Genomic DNA, 18740 nt, shown 5'->3' with positions numbered 1-18740 from the left:
GTTATTATTTCATCAGCAACACATCAAAAAATGCTTATAGTGTATTTAGCTTGTTTATATTTTTAATACGACTATTTTTTATATGAGCATTAAGTAATTCGAGCGTATGAGATGACTGCAAAGAAAGTATTAAATATCCTCTATATCGTGTTTTGTGCCTTTTTACTAATGTCGGTTTTTATTGTTGTTTTATTTCTTCAGCATAACTTGAAGCAAACTAAAAATCTCGTTGCTTTAGAAAAATTGACTGCGATGTCGACTGAATTAAAAACAAGCTCAGATTCATTAACACGGTTTGCAAGAATGTACGTAATAACCATGGATGAAAAGTGGCGCATGTTATTTGATCATGTTGTTGATATACGCACAGGCTTTGCCTCACCAGTTGAAAACCCGACCATATATTGGGAACGTTTATCTTTGGCGCCTAAAAGTACAATTCCCCATCGTACTGTACAAAAGTCATGGCCATCATTACTTGAAATAATTCAAAGTAATGATGCGCGCCGTAATGAAGTTGCCGCTTTTAAAAGTGCGTTGGATAGCTCAAATGTTTTGATTGATATTGAGCAGCAAGCGTTTGATTTAATTAAAATAGGAGGACAAGAAAACGTTGCTAACGCTCGGCTTTTGTTGTTTGGAGAAGTATATATAAAAGAAAAAAGTAAAGTCATGTTTTCAATAAATAGTGTACTTGCTGAAATAGAAGCACGAAAGTCCTTAGATTTAAAAAAAGCCGCGGAGCATTTACAGTTAATAAAAGCCCTCGGTATTTTGTGTTTTGGAGGGATAGTAGCCCTGCTGCTTTTTTCATATACGTTATTAAAAGGCAGATATTTTTCACCGATTAAACGGATCCACGATGCTGTATTTACATCTATTAAGCTACATAATCACCAAATTGTTTTACCAAATGATGTTAAAGGGGAGCTGGGTGAGCTTATTGGTGCATTTGAGTTAACGCTTAAAAAGTTAAATTTTAAAATTAGTGCATCTAAACACATTAAAGCTTTTAATCATGCTATTCGTGGAATTCACAAACCTAAAGACATCATCGAAGAGTCATTACAATTTATTTCACTAAACTTTAATTCGCCTAGCTGCGCGATATTTAAAGTAAACGGGAATAACCTAATATTAGATGAATATATAGGTCATATCCCTATTTTTGATGAAAGCAGTGCACAAGCAAAGGCGTTATTAAAAAACCAAAACGTTCAGACGATGACTGCTTTGGAAAATAATTCAATTAAGATCATTGTCAATGGGCAGCAAATCCTAATTCAAGAAGCCCATTTAATGCCTTTAATCGTCAGTGAACAATGTATAGGTGCACTCTACATAGCCTCAACATCTACTTACCATAAAGCGCAAATAGAAACACTTGAAGAAGTATGTAACGACTTAGCGATTGCAATTAAATTAGGAGTCAATATTGAAAAGCAAAATGCAGTTGAGGTTGCCTTATCACAACAGCTAGAGCTTAATCATCATATTATTAATGCGATTCCAAACCCAACATACTACAGAGATAAGCAAGGGTGCTTTATGGGGGTTAATAAAGCCTTTTTAAACTTTATAGATAAATTTGAAGCTGACGTTATTGGCACTACGGTTGACTTTATTTTCGAACAGCAAGCGGCTGCCGTATTTAATGAACAAGCGAATGAAATTATCAAAGATCGAGCTAATGTAGAATATAGCATGGTGACAATGAGCGGTAATGATCAGCCCGTTGAATTAGTGATTTATGAAGCTCCATTTTTTGATAACAAAGGAGTTGTGTCAGGAATTGTTGGGATGTTTTTAGACGTTACAAAACGCAATGAACTTGAGCGAGATCTTGTAGAAGCTAAAGAAACGGCGGACCGTTCTGCAAAAGTAAAAGGTGAGTTTCTTGCCAATATGAGTCATGAAATCCGAACGCCAATGAATGCGATAATTGGCATGGCACATTTAGCGATGGGGGCTCAATTAAATGAAAAACAGGCTAATTATGTTAATAAAATAGACATTGCTGCGAAGCAATTATTAAGATTAATCAATGACATTCTAGATTACTCTAAAATAGAAGCGGGAAAAATAGAGATAGAGCAAACGGCTTTTGGATTGGATAAATTATTAGAAACAGTATCAACAGTTACCAGTATTAAAGCACAAGAAAAAAACTTGGAATTGGTATTCGATATCCCCCCTTCTTTGCCCAATAGTTTTATAGGCGATCCACTAAGATTAAGCCAAGTATTAATCAACTTAGTTGGTAATGCGGTAAAGTTTACAGATTCAGGAAGTGTAACAATTAAGATTGTGGCTGAATCAATTGACGATAAAAATACTGAATTGAAATTCTCTGTCAAAGATACTGGCATAGGTATGGATAGGCAGCAACAAAAAAGGTTGTTCAGTTCGTTTTCCCAAGCTGACTCATCTATCACAAGGAAATATGGTGGCACAGGATTAGGATTAACAATCTCTCAACAGTTAGTAAAACTAATGGGAGGCGAGATTTATTTAGAGAGCACATTAGGTGAGGGATCAGAATTTTACTTTAATGTGAATTTACCTATAAAAGATGAATGTGAATTAAATGGTACTTTACCCAAATCATTTGCAAATTATCAGGTATTGATAGTTGATGATAATTCTCAAGCATTAGATGTTTTGGAAGGTATCCTTGTAAATGCCGGATTACAAATAACGAGACGAGATAATGCAACTGCCGCAATTGAGTTGTTAAGGCACGCTAATGATGATTTCGATCTTTTAATCATGGATTGGCAAATGCCAGAAATGGATGGTTTGAATGCTATAGAGTTACTTAAGAATGAAGACTTATTAGCTAATACAAAGGTTATGTTAACAACAGCGTATGGAAGAGAACTTGAATTAAATGAAGATCAAAAACGCTTATTAGATGCAATTATATTAAAGCCAATAAACCCTTCTTATTTAATTGATTCTTTAGTTGCATGCTTTGGCACATATACATCAGAACAGCCGTTAAAAGAACAAACTTACGCACATGATGCGCTTTTAAACATAAAGCTTCTTTTAGCTGAAGACCAACCTGTAAATCAAGAAATCGCCTATGAGATTTTAACCAGCTTTGGGGCACATGTTGATATTGCAAATAATGGTGAAGAAGCTATAAAGAAAATAGAAAAGGAAAAGTATGACCTTGTTTTAATGGATATGCAGATGCCCGTATTAGATGGGATCAGTGCGACTAAAATCATCAGAGAGGGACTTTCAAATACGGCACTCCCTATTTTAGCGATGACAGCAAATGCTATGCAACAAGATATAAATCGATGCACAAATGCTGGAATGAATGGTCATATAGCAAAACCAATAGATGTAAATATGCTTGTTGAACAAATTTTGCTGCACGTTGCAAAACCCCCTATACAAAAGATGAGGGAGCCAACTTATATTGAGCCTGACTTGACATCTATTGCGAAAACGAAAGTAGTTGAAAAGTATTTAGATGGGGTTAACTTAGATGAAGGAATTGAGCGTGCGGCAGGTAATGAGTTGGCCTATTTCAGCATACTATCAAAATTTTTATCGCAACAAGTGGAAGAGCTAATAAACCTTAAACAGGCAATTACTATAGAAAACTATGAGCTAGCGTCAAATTTATTGCATGCAATTAAAGGTGCCGCTGCGAACTTAGCTGTTTATGTGATCGCAGATAAAATGAAGAACCTAGAACAAAGCTTAAAAGCTAACCTGATCGATGCTCATGATATTGACAGTCTTATTGAATACGTGAAGAAAATAAACCCACAATGTTTAGCAATTATAGAATCAATTAGTTCGAGTAAGCAAAAAATCAACGAAGTTGATAATCAGGGAGGGCTTATCCAAAAACTATCGCAAGCGCTTAAAGATTTTGATACTGAGGCTAGTGAAATCGTCCAATGCTTATCTGTTAGTGATACCCTAGAGCTACAGCAAATAAATAAACTACAAGAAATGGTGAGTCGTTTTGAATATGTTAAAGCAGATATGTATTTGACTCAGTGCTTGGCCTAGGGCATGTTGACCTTTGTGGGTTGAGATTTGTTCAATCTAGGGGCGATTTAATCGCGACGCGAGGTTTGGAATCGAGTGGGCTCGATAACTGCTCCTGCGTGATTCTACTGGCTCACATCCATGTGAGAATAAGTAAAAACCGAGCAAAGCTTCCGCGTCCTGCTCACGCCCCTTACCGACATCCGTGTAGATAACAAAGAGTTAATCGCCCTAGGAAGAACCCTTTGGGCAGCGCATGTTTGGCATTTATACTGCGTTATCGCCTATTTATGGGGAACAACCACACTGCATAGGCGCTGCCTTGCCTAAATACCAAACAGTCTGTTGCAAAATCAATCACGAAAGGTCAACACGCCTTAGTAATCAAAAAACTTTAAACCCAAGTAATAAAGGAGGGGATTTATTACTTGGGCAGAGCCTATTATGCGTTTTTAGGTACTTCGATTTTAAACAGTAGAGTATAAAGTACGGGTACGACAATGAGTGTGAGTACAGTTGCAAATCCTAATCCGAACATGATTGTGACGGCCATAGATTGAAAAAATACGTCAAACAGTAAAGGGATCATACCTAAAATAGTTGTAATTGCAGCCATTGCAACAGGGCGGACACGGCTTACCCCAGAGTCAAACACCGCTTGGTATGGGTCTTTTCCACTGGCTAGCTCAAGGTTGATTTGATCAACTAATACAATGCCATTTTTTATTAACATCCCGCTTAAGCTTAATAAGCCTAATAAAGCCATAAAACTAAATGCGGCGTTCATTAATAATAGCCCCGCGCTTACACCAATAATTGCCAGCGGCACCGTTGCCCAAATAACGAGAGGCTGTTTAACCGAGTTAAATAGTAATACAGTCACTGCAAACATAGCTAAATAACCCAGTGGCAGCGAGCCAAATATTGCTTTTTGCGCTTTGCTGGATGACTCAAACTCTCCACCCCATTGTAACTCGTAACCATGGGGTAATGTAATTGCTTCTATATCAGCACGAACCCGGGCGAATAGTTTAGCGGGGGTCTCGTCGCCAATAACGTCATGATCGGCCATAACAGTGATTGTACGCTTTCGGTCACGGCGCATTATTAAACTATCTTCCCACTCAACAATAAAATCATCGACTACTTGAGTAACCGGAACAAATACACCTAAAACAGGGCTGTAGATTTGTAAGTCACGTAAGCTTTCAACATTGAGCCGTTCTTCAGCAGGTGAGCGGGCAATAATAGGCAATAGTTGCGTACCGTCTTTGTATACACCTACCTTTTTACCGGATAAGCTGGTTAACAGTAATTGATCTAAATCTGTTTTTCCGATGCCTAAACGACGTGCTTTTTGCTCGTTTAATTGAGGGCGGATTAATTTAGAGCGTTCACGCCAATCATCACGTACATTAAATGAACCTGCGTCACTACTTAATATGTCTTTAGCTTGTTTTGCTAATTGGCGTAATATGACAGGATCGGCCCCTGAAAAACGAGCTTCAATTTTTGCATCTGTTGAAGGGCCAATTTCCATGCGCTTTACTTTTAATTTAGCATCGAGAACATTATTGTATTCATAATCACGTACTTTTTTGATCATGGTAGCAACGGCTTCTCTATCTTTTACGCGAATAATCAATTGTCCGTATGCGGGATATGACTTTTCAGGTGCGTAAGTAAGCATAAAGCGCGGAGCACCTTGGCCGATGGTCGTTGTTACATCTTCAACGAGGGGATCTTTTTGTAAAAAGGCTTCAAGTTTTGCTACACCATCTAATGTAGTATGAATGTCAGCACCTTGAGCATGCCAGTAATCAACATAAAACATAGGCGTATTTGAAGCTGGAAAGAATGATTGCTTAATAAACTTAAACCCAAATATAGCGCTCATTAACAGCACGACCATAAGGAGTAATGTTGTTTTACGAAATCGCATCGAGTTACTTAGTAAGCTTTTATATAGGTTAAAGATCACTCCTTGATAAGGGTCATCATCGTGGCTATCTTCTTTAACTTCAGACTGCTTAAACATTAAGTCAGCGTAAAAAGGGGTTAACGTTATGGCGGTTATCCAGCTAAGTAATAGTGAAATTAACAACACCCAAAAAAGGCTTCCAGCAAACTCCCCACTGGCATCAGCGCTTAACCCAATAGGAGCAAATGCAGTGATGGCAATAACCGTGGCACCGAGCAGTGGCCACTTCGTTTGCTCTACAATGTTTACTGCCGCTTTAATTTTTGTTTGACCACGCTTTAGGTTTATCAAAATGCCTTCGGTCACAACGATTGCATTATCAACGAGCATGCCAAGCGCAATGATAAGTGCACCTAAAGAAATTCGCTGTAAGTCGATTGCAAATAGTTTCATAAAGATGAAAGTACCCAGAACCGTTAATAATAAAATAGCGCCAATTAACACACCACTTTTAATTCCCATAAAAACTAAAAGTACAACGATAACAATACCAATAGCTTCTAATAAGCTGATAATGAAGCCATCAACTGACTTTTCGACTTCCACGGGCTGGTTATATACGGTGTTAATTTCCATGCCATGGGGGCGTTGATACTCCATTGATGCTAAATGGGCTTTTATATTCTTACCAATATCGACAACATTAACACCAGTACTGAAAGATACGCCAACCAGTAACGTTTGCTGTTGGTTAAAGCGCATAATATTGTTAGGAAGTTCAGCGTACTCTCTATAAACCTTCGCTACGTCACCTAAATAAATTAGCTCGCTAGCACCTGGTTTTGAAATAAGTAAACTCTCAAGTTCTTTAACGTCTTTAAATTCACCTGTTGGGTGCAAGCGAATTGATTCGTCACCAACGCGGACTTTTCCTGCATTAGATACAGTATTTTGTGATTGTAATAATTGATAAATTCTATTTGGTGCTATACCTAACTGAGCGAGTTTTCGAGTTGAAATTTCAACCATTACTTGCGCTTGTTGTTCACCAGCAACAGTAACTTTACTTACACCATCGACGAGAACGAGTTCACGCTTTAAGAAATCAACATAATTTTTTAGCTCATCATAAGAGTAACCATCGCCTGTAACAGCATACATAACGCCATAGACATCACCAAAATCATCCATTACGGTACTTGGGTATACACCACTTGGTAAAGCGGAGGCTTGATCGTTTATCTTACGGCGTAATTCATCCCATATTTGTCGCAGGTCTTGTTTGCGGTAAGTACTTTTCATCTCAACCGTAATTTGTGATTTACCAGGGGAGGAAATACTAGTCACATAATCTACGTAAGGTAATTGTTGGATGGCGTTTTCAATAGGAAATGTAACTTCTTCTTCAACTTGTTGCGGTGATGCACCGGGATACAGAGTAATAACCATCGCTTTTTTTAGTGTAAATTCAGGGTCTTCTAATTGCCCTAAGCCTAAATAAGAGACTGCTCCGCCAATTAAAAGTAGCAGTGCGAACATCCAGCTAATTACTTTTCTTTTTATGGTAAGTTCAGCAATGCTCATATTATAAGCCTCGCTCTTTTTGCCAAGGACGAACTTGCATACCTTCTTTTAAATAATGCACACCCGCTGCAACAACCTGTTGATCTTTTGTAACACCAGAAAGAACCTCTATTCCGCTTTTATGGAGTTGACCAACTTCTACAGCTTGTTTAGTTACTTTTTCGCTAACAGCGTCGTAAACCCATACGTAACTATTGTTGTTTGAAGACTCCGTTGGTTCTGAAAATACGGCTTCAACAGGCAATAATGCATACTGTGATTGAGAGTGAGTGATCTTACTTAAATCAATATCAACACGACCAGTCATGCCCGCGAGTAAATTGAAGTCTTTTGGCACAGGTAAAGAAAAAACCACTTTATATGACAGTGTAATAGGATCTGCCTGCGTATCAAATTCTTTGATTGTGAGTGTGTATGATTTATTTTGAAAACCATCAAATACCACACTAGGCTGATAGTTTGCGTCTTTATCTATACGTGCAATGAGTTTTTCAGGTACTTGAATAACGACGTCCATGAGATCGCGAGTCTCAAGGCGTAAAATATTTTGTTTCGCTTGGATATTTTCAAAGTTTTTAACAAATACTTTTGCCACAGTGCCGCTAAATGGCGCACGTAATTCACTATTATCTAAATTTGTTTGAGCTATTTTTAATGCAGATTCCGCCACCTGCTTATTAGCAAGTGCCTGATCAAGTTCAGATTGACTGGTAATTGATTTATCAAATAATTTTTTTATGCGGTCAAGTTGAGAGTGTGCTAATTCGTAGCGTGCTTTACGTTCTTCGTATTGCAACTGAAAATCTTCAGGGTCTAATTTAGCTAGTAATTGATCTTTTTCAACATGCTGCCCAGCCAGAACTGGAAACTTAAGTAACTCACCATTTACTCTAAATGCTAAATATGACCCTTGATTAGCCACAACTTCAGCAGGAAAACTTCGAATCGTTTCGTCAGAGTCACTGCCAACCTTAAAAAGCTTAACGGGTCGAATTGTAGCTTGCTGATCGACTTGAATTGGATCTTCTTTGCAGGCAATTAAAGTGAGCATTAATGCTGAGAGTAAAAAGGCAGGCACCAGTTTCATTATCTTCTCCGTGTCATAAAACAATATATTACGTGCAGCATACGCCGCAAACATATAAAATAAAAATTATTAAATTTTAAAAAGATCATAAATAAAAATAATGATGTTTTGGTTGAAGTTATTATGAACCTAGTCCAATTAAAAATGCTCGATGCGATAGTGCGCACTCAAAGTTTATCGCAGGCTGCACTTGCGCTGCATAAATCCCAACCCGCTTTGACACTTGCAGTAAAAAAGCTTGAAAATGAAGTGGGTTTTGAATTACTTGACCGTAACTATTATCGTCTCCAATTGACCGAAAAAGGGCGTATTTTTCATCGAGAAGCAGCACTATTATTAGGTGCTGAGTCTCATTTAATGCAATTAGCCAACGAATTGGCACTAGGGAATGAAGCAAATTACAAAATTTGCTATGAGCAACTATGCCATCAACCGTTTTATAACGATATTATTTGTGATGCGTTTGTAAAGTATACAAGCACGGAGTTTAGTGTAACAAGCGGTAAGCGGTTTGCGTCTTTAGAGCAAGTAAATAAGGCACAAGTGGATTTGGGGATTGGTCCTTGGTTTGATTTATTTCATGCAACAGGAGATTTAGAGAGTCTACCTATTGGGAAGTTAGACATAGGCATTGTTAGTGCTAATGGGTTGTTACCAAATAAAGTTGACTATGAACAATTACAGCAGTACCCATGTTTAGCCATGTTTGAAAGTGATATGAGTTTTGATAGTGAACGTCTATCTTATTCGAAAGGGTCTGCGATGATGAAAATAGATGACGTTTCGACATTAAAGTCATTTTTATTATCAGGCGCAGGTTGGGCAATAATAAGCCTTGCTCATTGTCAAAATGAGTTAGATAGTGGTGCATTACAGCAAATAAACATAATCGATAGGGAGCACACTTTTAGTGCTCAAATTCGTGTTTTTAGACAAAACTCAACGCATCATGGGCCTGTTGCAAGGGCTATATGGCGTGATTTTAAACGCTTAAGTAAAGAATATTTAGGGAAATGATATGGAGTTAAGCAAAGAAGAAAAGATTTATACTGTGATGGCTAATATTCCATTAGGGAAAGTAGCCAGCTATGGTCAAGTTGCTGCAATGGCTGGGTTGCCTAGCAACGCACGGTTAGTAGGGCGTTTATTAAAACTGATGCCAAAAGATTCTACCATTCCATGGCATCGTGTTATCAATAGTCAGGGTAAAATTTCTTTCCCTGAAGGCTCTTCACAGTATATAACACAACACCAATTGCTCATCTGTGAGGGAGTGACGTTTAAAAATAACCGTGTAAATATGCGAATTTACCGCTGGCTTTAAATTAGCGCGTTAATAAATATCTACTAATTGAAATATAGTGACAAACGCAGCCTGCAATCACAAAAATATGCCAAATAGCATGACTAAACTGACGGTGTTTTGCGCTGTAAAAGAATGTTCCTAAGCTATAGAATATGCCACCTGCAAGTAACCACCATAATGCATTAACGTCTACATTTAAGTACATAGGGTAGATGATTGCGACTGCAAACCAACCCATTAATAAGTATGTTGATAGTGAAACTTTTTTACTTTGGTTTTTGACTACTAGTTTATAAACGACTCCGCCAAGTGCTAAAGACCAAATAAATAATAGGGTGGCAACCGACCATATACCTTGTAGTGATAGCACTAAAAATGGGGTATAGGTTCCTGCAATGAGAATGTAAATAGCGCAGTGGTCACATTTTTTATAAAATGCGCGAACTTCGCTCCTTGTACTTGCGTGATATAAAGTTGATGATAAAAAAAGTAGAAATAAACTTGTGCCGTAGATCCCCGCACTTATTATTTCTGCATAGTTTTGTGCTTTTGAAAGCAACTCCCACAACACATAAATTGAAAATAGAACGCCAGCCCCGTGAGACACGGTATTAAGTTGCTCTTCCTTTGGGGAATAAGCATGATCAATCGACATATAAAGCTCTAAAAATAATAATCAAAAACGAGTTTCAGTGTACAAGTGTACGCTGAGTTTGGCAATCTAAATTAATGCACTACTTTTTGGTTTTTTTGACTAAAATGATTGGTTAAAAATATCATACAATGAATGGTGTATGAATTTTAATTTATTTATTTCTTTTTAAATCAGTGGTTTATTTTTTATTTTCTAGTTGGCACAACCTTTGATTAAGTAATAGCGACTAACTTAATAACACAACAGGGAATACCATTATGAAAAGCATTATTAAATCAGCAGTAGCAGCACTTTTAATTGTCGGTTCTACACATGCAAGTGCAAATGAAGGTGAGTTTGAGATTACACAAGTATTAACACAAAATATAGCAAGCTATATAAAGACGATGAATAAAGAATTAAGTAACTCACTGAAACAAAGCCTATCAATTAATTCGCAGTTATTGATGACTGAAGTTGTACAAAACACAAGCCGTACTCAGGGTTCAGATCTAGAAAAAATAGTAAAAACTGAGTTGGTAGCTGTTCAATCTCAATCAAATGAAGGGTAATCTAATGAGCAGTGAACTAGGATTATTAGCCTTAATGTTAGCACCTGTTTTCAGTTTATTAGGTGTATATGCATCGTTTGAGCTTATCCGTAATGTGGGGCAGTGGTTTAATATCTGTTAAACAGGTATAACAACAGTAGGTGAATTGATCTTATTTACTGCAAGGCACGTAGAGTAATGCATAGTTAATTGATGTAGTAGGCCTTATGAAACGTGCAATCTTCCCATTACCTGTTTTTTTATTACCACATGGGTATACACGATTACGCATTTTTGAACAGCGTTACCTTGACATGGTCAAAGAGTCGCTCAAAAGTGGGAGTGGTTTTGTATTATGCCAATATGATATTGATTGTTACCTAAATACACCTACCCGCGGTTGCCTAGTTGAGATCGTCGATTTTACCTTAGATGAAGGAGGGGTTTTAGTTATTGACGTGGCGGCGATGTATGCTGTTGAGATAACAGATGTGGTTCAAGATAAAAATAAACTACGCTATGGTCAAACATCGAAGACGAAAGAACCAAATTGGTTCACAGAGCCCCACACAATTGAACGCAGTGATACATGTTTGGTGAGCGCACTAAAAGATTTATTTGCAGATAATAAGCAACTGCGTAATTTGTACCGAGAAACCCAATTTGATAACTTTAATTGGGTGATTGCACGATGGCTTGAACTTCTTCCTATTTCAATAGATAAAAAACAACAGCTTGCGTATAAATCTGACTTTGCGAATATCCACACTTTCCTACATACTGTCATTAATAACGAATTTACCTAAATATATATGATCCATATGTTCTTCAGATGCGTATTGAAAAATAAGAACATTAAGGGGAATATAAAAATGGTGAGTCAACAACCGTCAATACGTTGTAAACCTAGAACAGGTAACTACACTGCCATGCCAGATACACCAAGCAAAGAACTTGCTGATGCTCTATTCGCCGTTGCTACTAAAAGAGACAAAAAAGCATTTTCTTATTTATTCGCGTATTTTTCACCAAAAATTAAACGTTTCGGTATAAAACAGTTTAATTCTGAAGCACAAGCTATGGAGCTTGTACAGGAAACACTCACTTCAGTATGGCGAAAAGCTCACTTATATAACAACGATAAGGGCGCTGCGACAACGTGGATTTACACTGTTATGCGAAATGCCTCCTTTGATATGCTTCGTAAAATGAAAAGTAACAAAGAGGATAATATCAGTGAAGATATTTGGCCTTTAGTTGAGCAAAATGAAAATGATGCCCATGAGTTTAGTGATCACCTCGAAGATAAGCAGATAAAGGGTTATCTTGATAAATTGCCACAAGCCCAAAGAGATGTTGTACGTGGCGTTTATTTTCAGGATATGTCACAAGAGCAACTTGCAGAGCAACTGAACATTCCAGTTGGAACAGTTAAATCTCGTTTGCGTTTAGCTTTACAAAAGTTACGAAATGAGATGGGAGATAAAAATGATTAAACACCATCCAACTGATGCTTTATTAACTCAGTATTGTAATGGAACATTACCTGCTAGTTTAAGTGTTGCAGTGTCTATCCATATTGATATGTGCTCTTGTTGTAGAGACAAGGTTGAAGCTATTGAAGCGAGTAATGCGAGCGAAGTATTTATTAACAACCAAGAAGATTTTTCCGAACAAATAGATTTAGAAGATGCAGGGCTATTAGAATCTATCATGCTAGATGATGGCATTGATGAAGTGTATGAAGTTAAAAAGCAGGAAGTTTCTGTAAATGAACAATCATATGAGCTACCACGTGCGTTGTCTCGAATTGCTCATAGTAAGTTTATGCAAATGGGCAAACTTTCTAGATCACGTATAGCGTTAGACGATGGCGCCCTTAGATCAAGTTTACTTCATATTGCTGCTGGTGGCGAAATACCAGAGCATACTCACACAGGCTTTGAATTAACTTTATTGCTTGCCGGTGAATTTAGTGATGAATCAGGAGATTATGTTGCAGGAGATTTTATGCTTCTAGATGGTCAGCATCAGCATACACCGGTAACAGAAAATGGCTGTTTATGTTACACAGTTGTCAGTAGTGCTCTACACTTTAATAAAGGTTTGAGTAAACTACTTAATCCAATTGGCAACTTGATCTATTAAGGAAATACATGCAGCAATCGACAATTAAGATAGGAATAAGCGCCTGTCTTGCTGGTGAAAAAGTCCGCTTTGATAGCGGACATAAAAAATCAAATTTTTGTATGGACGAGTTATCTAAACACGTTGAATATACTCGTTTTTGCCCTGAGGTAGCTGTAGGGCTTCCCATACCTAGGCCTACAATCAGGCAAGTTCGAGTTGGTGACACAATAAAAGTATGTCGCCCAGATGGCACAGGAGATGTTGGGCCTAAGTTAACCGAATATGGTAAAAGAATTGCAACAGAGCAGGCTAGTCAATTGAGTGGGTTTGTTTTTTGTGCGAAAAGTCCGAGCTGCGGTATGGAACGGATTAAAATTTACAATGAGGCTGGTACCGGCAATACATCTGAAGGCGTCGGCTTTTTTGCTGAACAGATTATGTTGCATAACCCGCTGCTTCCTTGTGAAGAAAATGGCAGGTTAAATGATATGCACTTACGGGAAAACTTCGTAATGCGAGTTTATACTTACAAAAATTGGCAAATTTTACGAGAGCAGCCAGTAAGTGTACATCGTTTAACTCAGTTCCACTCCCAATACAAGTACTTACTAATGGCTCATAATTACCAAGCTTATAAAGACTTAGGTAACTTACTTGGTACTTTTGATGGTGCAGATAGTGAATCACTTGCAGATTCCTATATTTCGGGGCTAATGGCTGCATTAAAGAGGCCTGCATCACGCAAAAATAACAGTAATACTCTTATGCATTTGCAAGGCTATTTTAAAAAGGTACTTTGTAAAGTTGAAAAACAAGAACTTAGAGATGCGATTGATGAATACAGAGAAGGACTCGTGCCTTTATATGTGCCTTTAACATTAGTAAAGCACCATTTAAAAGTTCACCCTAATGAGTATCTTGATAAGCAAGTTTATTTCAATCCTTATCCTCATGATTTAAAGCTGAGATACGGTATCTAATGAAGACAGTTTTTTGGTTTAGGCGCGATTTGCGCCTTTTTAATAATCTAGCATTATACGATGCGATTGAAAGTGGTTGTAAAAATGCCATTTTTTTTATTACCCCCACGCAATGGCGCCAGCATAATGTTGCACCTATCCAAATAGATTTGATAAAACGTAGAGTTGTATTTCTAGGTGATTTGTTGGCTAAACATGGCATCAAATTGCATGTAATTGATGCAGGAACTTACAACGAATGTGTTTTACTTTTAGATGGTTTTTGCTCGGCTCATAACATCACACAAGTTTTTGCTAATAAAGAATATGAATATAATGAGCAGCAGCGAGACGCCGACTTTATTTCAAGGGCAGACAAGCATCAGATAAAATGCACTTTTTACGATGGCGACGTAATTGCCCCACCTGGTACAGTTGTAACTAAAACAGGTGAAATGTATAAAGTTTTTACACCTTTCAAAAATACATGGCTGAAACTACATCAAGATACACATTTTCATTTTCGTCAATTTCCCCAGTGCTTTGCAGAAATAATTTGGCAACCACCAGCATCACTCGAAAGTGACAATAGCTCTGAAAAATGGCCTGTTGATGATGCCTCCCTCAGTGGTGTTATTGCGCGTTTTATTGATAAAAAATTGGTTAGTTACAAAGACACTCGTGATTTTCCTAGCATAAAAGGAACATCGGGGATCAGTCCATATTTGGCACTGGGTATTGTAAGCGTTCATCAACTTGTCGCGCTTGTTCAACAACAACATGTAGATGTATTGACTAGTGCAAAAAGTAACTTATTCACTTGGGTTAATGAGTTGGTATGGCGAGAGTTTTATCGCCATTTGATTGTTGCTTTTCCAGATTTAAATAAATATAAAAACTTTAATGAAAAGTACGATGCAGTTAAGTGGCGAGCAGACGATAACGATTTTACAGCGTGGTGTGAAGGGCGAACTGGCTATCCGCTTGTCGATGCTGCAATGCGCCAGTTATTAGAAACAGGCTGGATGCATAATCGTTTGCGAATGGTTGTTGCGAGCTTTTTAACTAAACACCTTTTAATTGATTGGCGAAAGGGTGAGCGCTTTTTCATGACACACCTAATAGATGGCGATCTAGCATCTAATAATGGTGGTTGGCAATGGGCAGCGAGTACAGGGTGTGATGCGCAACCATACTTTCGGATCTTTAACCCAATTACTCAAAGCGAAAGATTTGATCCAAAGGGGGAATTTATTCGTAAATATATACCTGAACTGGAAAATGTGCCGGATAAACAGATTCATTTTCCGCATGAATATTTAGCGAAGATGAATAAGAAAGAGGTATATTGGCCAGCTGTTGTTGATCACAAAGCCGCACGTGAAAGGGCTTTAAACGCTTTCAAGGTATAATTGTTTTAAGGTATAAAATGCGCGAACAAAAAATTGAGAATTTTGTCAATATTTATCAACAGCTAAGTAAAGATAGCCTACATTTACTTGACGATATTTATCATCCATCAATCTGTTTTTCAGACCCATTGCATACTGTTAATGGTTTAGATGATCTTCACAGTTACTTCGCCGATTTATACAGTAATGTAACTGAGTGTCGGTTTGATATTTCAAGCTTTCATAGCGTAGATGATGACGCTTTTTTATATTGGACTATGTACTATCGTCACCCTAAATTAGCATCGCACAAAGAAATCGCTGTTCAGGGTCATAGTCATCTGGTTTTCGATGGGAACAAAATAAAATTGCACCGAGATTACTTTGATGTAGGTGAGCTATTGTACCAACAAATCCCATTAATAGGCCCCGTTATTAAACTTATCAATAAGCGAGCGACACAATCATGATTACACTCATTACAGGTGCGACTTCTGGTATTGGTGAGGAGCTTGCAAAGCAATATGCTGCTCTAGGTGATCGCGTTATTGCTTGTGGTCGCAATGAGGAAAAATTAGCTCAATTGTCAGGTTATAACAACATTGAGGCATGTAAATTTGATGCTACCGATGTTGATGCAGTGAAACAGGCAACAGCTCATTACGAACAGTTTGACCGTGTCATATTAAATGCCGGAAATTGTGAATATATTAATGATGCTCGAAATTTCGACAGCGCTTTATTTACGCGTGTCGTTACAACAAATCTACTCTCAATGGGTTATTGCCTTGATGCTTTATTACCAAAAATAAAGTCAGGTGGACAATTAGTTATAGTTAGTTCAAGTGTTACTTATCTACCACTACCTCGCTCTGAGGCATATGGAGCTTCAAAAGCGGGAGTAAGTTATTTAGCAAAAAGCCTTGCTGTTGATTTAACTGATGTCGATGTATCGCTCGTTCATCCAGGCTTCGTTAAAACCCCACTTACACAGAAGAACGATTTTCCGATGCCTATGGCAGTGACGGCAGAAAAAGCGGCCGATTATATTATTAAAGGCGTTAGCAAACGCCGTAAGGAAATTCATTTTCCGTATCGATTTACTTTAATATTAAAGTGTTTACGCGTGCTGCCACTCCCTCTGTGGTTAAAGCTTGCAAAAGGATTATCACGTTGAAAAAAATAGCAATAATAGGTTCCGGCGTATCCGGTTTAAGTTGTGCTCATTTGTTACATAAACAGTACGATATCACCATTTTTGAGAAAAATAATTATATTGGTGGGCATACTGCAACAGTAGATGTTGATGTTAATGGTAAAAATTACGCCATAGATACCGGTTTCATCGTATTTAATGACCGTACATATCCTTACTTTGAAAAACTATTAAAGCGTATTGGCATAGAGCGAAAGCCGACTGAAATGAGTTTCAGTGTTCATAATGAAGAAACAGGCTTTGAATACAATGGCCACACGTTTACCAGCCTATTTGCTCAAAAACGAAATATTTTTCGTCCTCGTTTTTGGAAGCTACTGGCAGATATCGTCCGCTTTAATAAATTATGCAAGGTTCTACACCATGACAATAAATACACGCAGGGTCAAACTCTGGGCAATTTATTAGATGAGCACGGATTTAATGATTTTTTTCGTTATCATTATATCTTGCCTATGGGCGCAGCGATTTGGTCTACCAGCATAAAAGAAATGAGCGGCGTAGGCGTTGAATTTTTTGTAAAGTTCTTTTTTAATCATGGGCTTCTTGATATTACTAATCGCCCTCAATGGTACGTAATACCGGGTGGTTCCAGAGAATACATAGCGCCATTAATAAAAGGTTTTGCTGATAATATAAAGTTAAATAGCGATATAAAGTCAGTGGTAAGGAGGGGCCTAGGTGTAACGCTTTCTTTTGCCGATGGTCACAGTGAAGAGTTTGATAAAGTAGTATTTGCATGCCATTCAGATCAAGCTCTTAAATTATTGGATTCGCCTACAGATGATGAAAAAAAGGTGCTAGGTGCTATTCCTTACACTGAAAACTCAGTTATATTACATACAGATACGCGACTATTGCCAAAGCGTAAAGCGGCTTGGGCAAGCTGGAATTACCTGCTCAATGATAATGTAGATAAAGCTGCTGTTGTGACATATCAAATGAATATTTTGCAGGGAATTAAAAGTGACACACAGTTTTGTGTGACACTTAATCATAAGCAAGGTATTGATAAAGAAAAAATACTTCGTGAATTTACCTATTATCATCCTGTATTTAATAAAGCGTCAATTGCAGCCCAGCGGCAAAAAAAATTAGTTGATGGCGAAAATAATAGCTATTTTTGCGGCGCTTATTGGTATAACGGATTTCATGAAGACGGCGTTAAAAGTGCGGTAGATGTTGCGCGTCAGCTTGGTGTTGAGTTTGACTAGCGCGGTGTATATTGGTGATATAAAACATCGCCGATTTGCTGTTAAATCCCATTATTTTAAACACCCCATCTATATGATGTGGGTGGACCTTATTGATCCTGAATCACTCAATAATATACATAAAGGGTTGGGCACTAAAGGGTTTAAAGCGCTTAAGTTTAATCAAGCAGATTATCTTAATCAAGACGAAAATATACATGAAACTATCTCCGATCGTGCATTTAAAAAAATAGCCGAGTTGGGGGTTTCAGATATATTTGAAAACGTATACATGCTTGGTCAGTTACGGTGTTTTGGTCTTTACTTTAGTCCGGTTAACTTTTTCTTTTATCAAAGCAAGTCCGGTGATTTCACCCATATGGTCGCAGAGGTAAGTAATACTCCTTGGAATGAGCGGCATTATTATTTAGTACCAATAGAAAAAAAAGTGAACTTTAAGAAGGTTTTTTCCGTATCACCTTTCATGGATTTAGATATGAACTATCATTGGAATACGCGTTTTAAGAACGATAATGCAATGATTCATATAGAAAACAAAAAAGATGGCACTGTATTGTTTGATGCGACGCTTAGATTAAAACGCCAATCATTGAACAATGAGAGTGTGTCTGCACTTTTAAAGCAATTTCCAGCAATGACGTGGAGTATTTTCAAAGGGATATACGTCCATGCTTTTAAATTATTTTGTAAACGAGTGCCATTTATTGGGCACTCAGGTAAAGGCAGCTAA

At 37.6% G+C, this 18740-nt stretch carries 16 protein-coding genes; 13 read left to right on the top strand and 3 right to left on the bottom strand.

What is annotated here, in order from left to right:
* The first annotated feature begins 111 nt into the window (after positions 1-111).
* Complete coding sequence (locus tag ACJJVX_RS00605; RefSeq protein ID WP_405629550.1) at positions 112-4038, top strand: response regulator; 3927 nt, start codon at positions 112-114, stop codon at positions 4036-4038.
* 421 nt (positions 4039-4459) lie between these two features.
* On the opposite strand, the gene ACJJVX_RS00600 is transcribed toward ACJJVX_RS00605, so the two are convergent.
* Both ACJJVX_RS00600 and ACJJVX_RS00595 read right to left on the bottom strand, forming a co-directional pair.
* The gene (locus ACJJVX_RS00600) at positions 4460-7522 is read right to left on the bottom strand and encodes an efflux RND transporter permease subunit (RefSeq protein ID WP_405629548.1); all 3063 of its coding nucleotides are present in this window, start codon (positions 7520-7522) and stop codon (positions 4460-4462) included.
* Between the two features lies 1 nt (position 7523).
* Entirely contained in the window at positions 7524-8609 is a 1086-nt protein-coding gene (locus tag ACJJVX_RS00595; protein WP_054203789.1) for an efflux RND transporter periplasmic adaptor subunit, read from the bottom strand.
* Positions 8610-8732: 123 nt separating this feature from the next.
* Here ACJJVX_RS00595 and ACJJVX_RS00590 point away from each other — a divergent pair, with 123 nt between their 5' ends.
* Both ACJJVX_RS00590 and ACJJVX_RS00585 read left to right on the top strand, forming a co-directional pair.
* Positions 8733-9626: a LysR family transcriptional regulator gene (locus tag ACJJVX_RS00590; RefSeq protein WP_054203788.1), complete on the top strand. Its 894-nt coding sequence runs from the start codon at positions 8733-8735 to the stop codon at positions 9624-9626.
* A gap of 1 nt (position 9627) precedes the next feature.
* Positions 9628-9933, top strand: coding sequence for an MGMT family protein (locus tag ACJJVX_RS00585; protein ID WP_054203787.1), 306 nt, complete (start codon positions 9628-9630; stop codon positions 9931-9933).
* 1 nt (position 9934) lies between these two features.
* Here ACJJVX_RS00585 and ACJJVX_RS00580 read toward each other — a convergent pair whose 3' ends face one another.
* A complete protein-coding gene (locus ACJJVX_RS00580; protein ID WP_405629544.1) occupies positions 9935-10570 on the bottom strand; it encodes a hemolysin III family protein in 636 nt (211 codons plus the stop codon).
* A 257-nt stretch (positions 10571-10827) separates the two neighbouring features.
* Between ACJJVX_RS00580 and ACJJVX_RS00575 the strand changes: the two genes are divergently transcribed.
* The 10 genes from ACJJVX_RS00575 to ACJJVX_RS00530 all read left to right on the top strand — a co-directional run bounded on the left by ACJJVX_RS00575 (position 10828) and on the right by ACJJVX_RS00530 (position 18740).
* Entirely contained in the window at positions 10828-11121 is a 294-nt protein-coding gene (locus tag ACJJVX_RS00575; protein WP_054203785.1) for a hypothetical protein, read from the top strand.
* Positions 11122-11327: 206 nt separating this feature from the next.
* On the top strand, positions 11328-11906 hold the full coding sequence (locus ACJJVX_RS00570) for an LON peptidase substrate-binding domain-containing protein (protein WP_054203784.1): 579 nt from the start codon (positions 11328-11330) through the stop codon (positions 11904-11906).
* A 66-nt stretch (positions 11907-11972) separates the two neighbouring features.
* Positions 11973-12596 carry a sigma-70 family RNA polymerase sigma factor gene (locus ACJJVX_RS00565; RefSeq protein ID WP_054203783.1) on the top strand — a complete coding sequence of 208 codons (624 nt, stop codon included), beginning with the start codon at positions 11973-11975 and terminating at the stop codon, positions 12594-12596.
* Positions 12589-13248: a ChrR family anti-sigma-E factor gene (locus tag ACJJVX_RS00560; RefSeq protein ID WP_054203782.1), complete on the top strand. Its 660-nt coding sequence runs from the start codon at positions 12589-12591 to the stop codon at positions 13246-13248. The genes ACJJVX_RS00565 and ACJJVX_RS00560 overlap by 8 nt, the downstream gene beginning before the upstream one ends.
* 8 nt (positions 13249-13256) lie before the next feature.
* Complete coding sequence (locus ACJJVX_RS00555; protein ID WP_054203781.1) at positions 13257-14210, top strand: DUF523 and DUF1722 domain-containing protein; 954 nt, start codon at positions 13257-13259, stop codon at positions 14208-14210.
* Positions 14210-15601 (top strand): deoxyribodipyrimidine photo-lyase, encoded by a 1392-nt coding sequence (phrB, locus tag ACJJVX_RS00550; RefSeq protein ID WP_054203780.1) that lies wholly within the window; start codon positions 14210-14212, stop codon positions 15599-15601. The genes ACJJVX_RS00555 and phrB overlap by 1 nt, the downstream gene beginning before the upstream one ends.
* A 17-nt stretch (positions 15602-15618) precedes the next feature.
* Positions 15619-16050 carry a nuclear transport factor 2 family protein gene (locus ACJJVX_RS00545; protein WP_054203779.1) on the top strand — a complete coding sequence of 144 codons (432 nt, stop codon included), beginning with the start codon at positions 15619-15621 and terminating at the stop codon, positions 16048-16050.
* Complete coding sequence (locus tag ACJJVX_RS00540) at positions 16047-16757, top strand: SDR family NAD(P)-dependent oxidoreductase (RefSeq protein ID WP_054203778.1); 711 nt, start codon at positions 16047-16049, stop codon at positions 16755-16757. Before ACJJVX_RS00545 ends, ACJJVX_RS00540 begins: the two co-directional genes overlap by 4 nt.
* On the top strand, positions 16754-18010 hold the full coding sequence (locus ACJJVX_RS00535) for an NAD(P)/FAD-dependent oxidoreductase (protein ID WP_054203777.1): 1257 nt from the start codon (positions 16754-16756) through the stop codon (positions 18008-18010). The genes ACJJVX_RS00540 and ACJJVX_RS00535 overlap by 4 nt, the downstream gene beginning before the upstream one ends.
* Entirely contained in the window at positions 18003-18740 is a 738-nt protein-coding gene (locus ACJJVX_RS00530) for a DUF1365 domain-containing protein (protein ID WP_054203776.1), read from the top strand. Before ACJJVX_RS00535 ends, ACJJVX_RS00530 begins: the two co-directional genes overlap by 8 nt.

Origin of the sequence: Pseudoalteromonas sp. Ld20, assembly GCF_045064175.1 — a bacterium.
In the GTDB taxonomy this organism is placed as follows: Bacteria; Pseudomonadota; Gammaproteobacteria; order Enterobacterales; family Alteromonadaceae; genus Pseudoalteromonas; species Pseudoalteromonas neustonica.
This window is presented reverse-complemented; position numbering and strand designations above follow the sequence as displayed.

What these genes read in the sequence shown, in the direction of transcription:
- ACJJVX_RS00545 (WP_054203779.1), top strand. Translation starts at nt 15,619, where the DNA reads ATGCGCGAACAAAAAATTGAGAATTTTGTCAATATTTATCAACAGCTA.
- ACJJVX_RS00570 (WP_054203784.1), top strand. Translation starts at nt 11,328, where the DNA reads ATGAAACGTGCAATCTTCCCATTACCTGTTTTTTTATTACCACATGGG.
- ACJJVX_RS00540 (WP_054203778.1), top strand. Translation starts at nt 16,047, where the DNA reads ATGATTACACTCATTACAGGTGCGACTTCTGGTATTGGTGAGGAGCTT.
- ACJJVX_RS00555 (WP_054203781.1), top strand. Translation starts at nt 13,257, where the DNA reads ATGCAGCAATCGACAATTAAGATAGGAATAAGCGCCTGTCTTGCTGGT.
- ACJJVX_RS00560 (WP_054203782.1), top strand. Translation starts at nt 12,589, where the DNA reads ATGATTAAACACCATCCAACTGATGCTTTATTAACTCAGTATTGTAAT.
- ACJJVX_RS00600 (WP_405629548.1), bottom strand. Translation starts at nt 7,522, where the DNA reads ATGAGCATTGCTGAACTTACCATAAAAAGAAAAGTAATTAGCTGGATG.
- ACJJVX_RS00585 (WP_054203787.1), top strand. Translation starts at nt 9,628, where the DNA reads ATGGAGTTAAGCAAAGAAGAAAAGATTTATACTGTGATGGCTAATATT.
- ACJJVX_RS00565 (WP_054203783.1), top strand. Translation starts at nt 11,973, where the DNA reads ATGGTGAGTCAACAACCGTCAATACGTTGTAAACCTAGAACAGGTAAC.
- ACJJVX_RS00575 (WP_054203785.1), top strand. Translation starts at nt 10,828, where the DNA reads ATGAAAAGCATTATTAAATCAGCAGTAGCAGCACTTTTAATTGTCGGT.
- ACJJVX_RS00590 (WP_054203788.1), top strand. Translation starts at nt 8,733, where the DNA reads ATGAACCTAGTCCAATTAAAAATGCTCGATGCGATAGTGCGCACTCAA.
- ACJJVX_RS00595 (WP_054203789.1), bottom strand. Translation starts at nt 8,609, where the DNA reads ATGAAACTGGTGCCTGCCTTTTTACTCTCAGCATTAATGCTCACTTTA.
- ACJJVX_RS00580 (WP_405629544.1), bottom strand. Translation starts at nt 10,570, where the DNA reads ATGTCGATTGATCATGCTTATTCCCCAAAGGAAGAGCAACTTAATACC.
- ACJJVX_RS00605 (WP_405629550.1), top strand. Translation starts at nt 112, where the DNA reads ATGACTGCAAAGAAAGTATTAAATATCCTCTATATCGTGTTTTGTGCC.
- phrB (WP_054203780.1), top strand. Translation starts at nt 14,210, where the DNA reads ATGAAGACAGTTTTTTGGTTTAGGCGCGATTTGCGCCTTTTTAATAAT.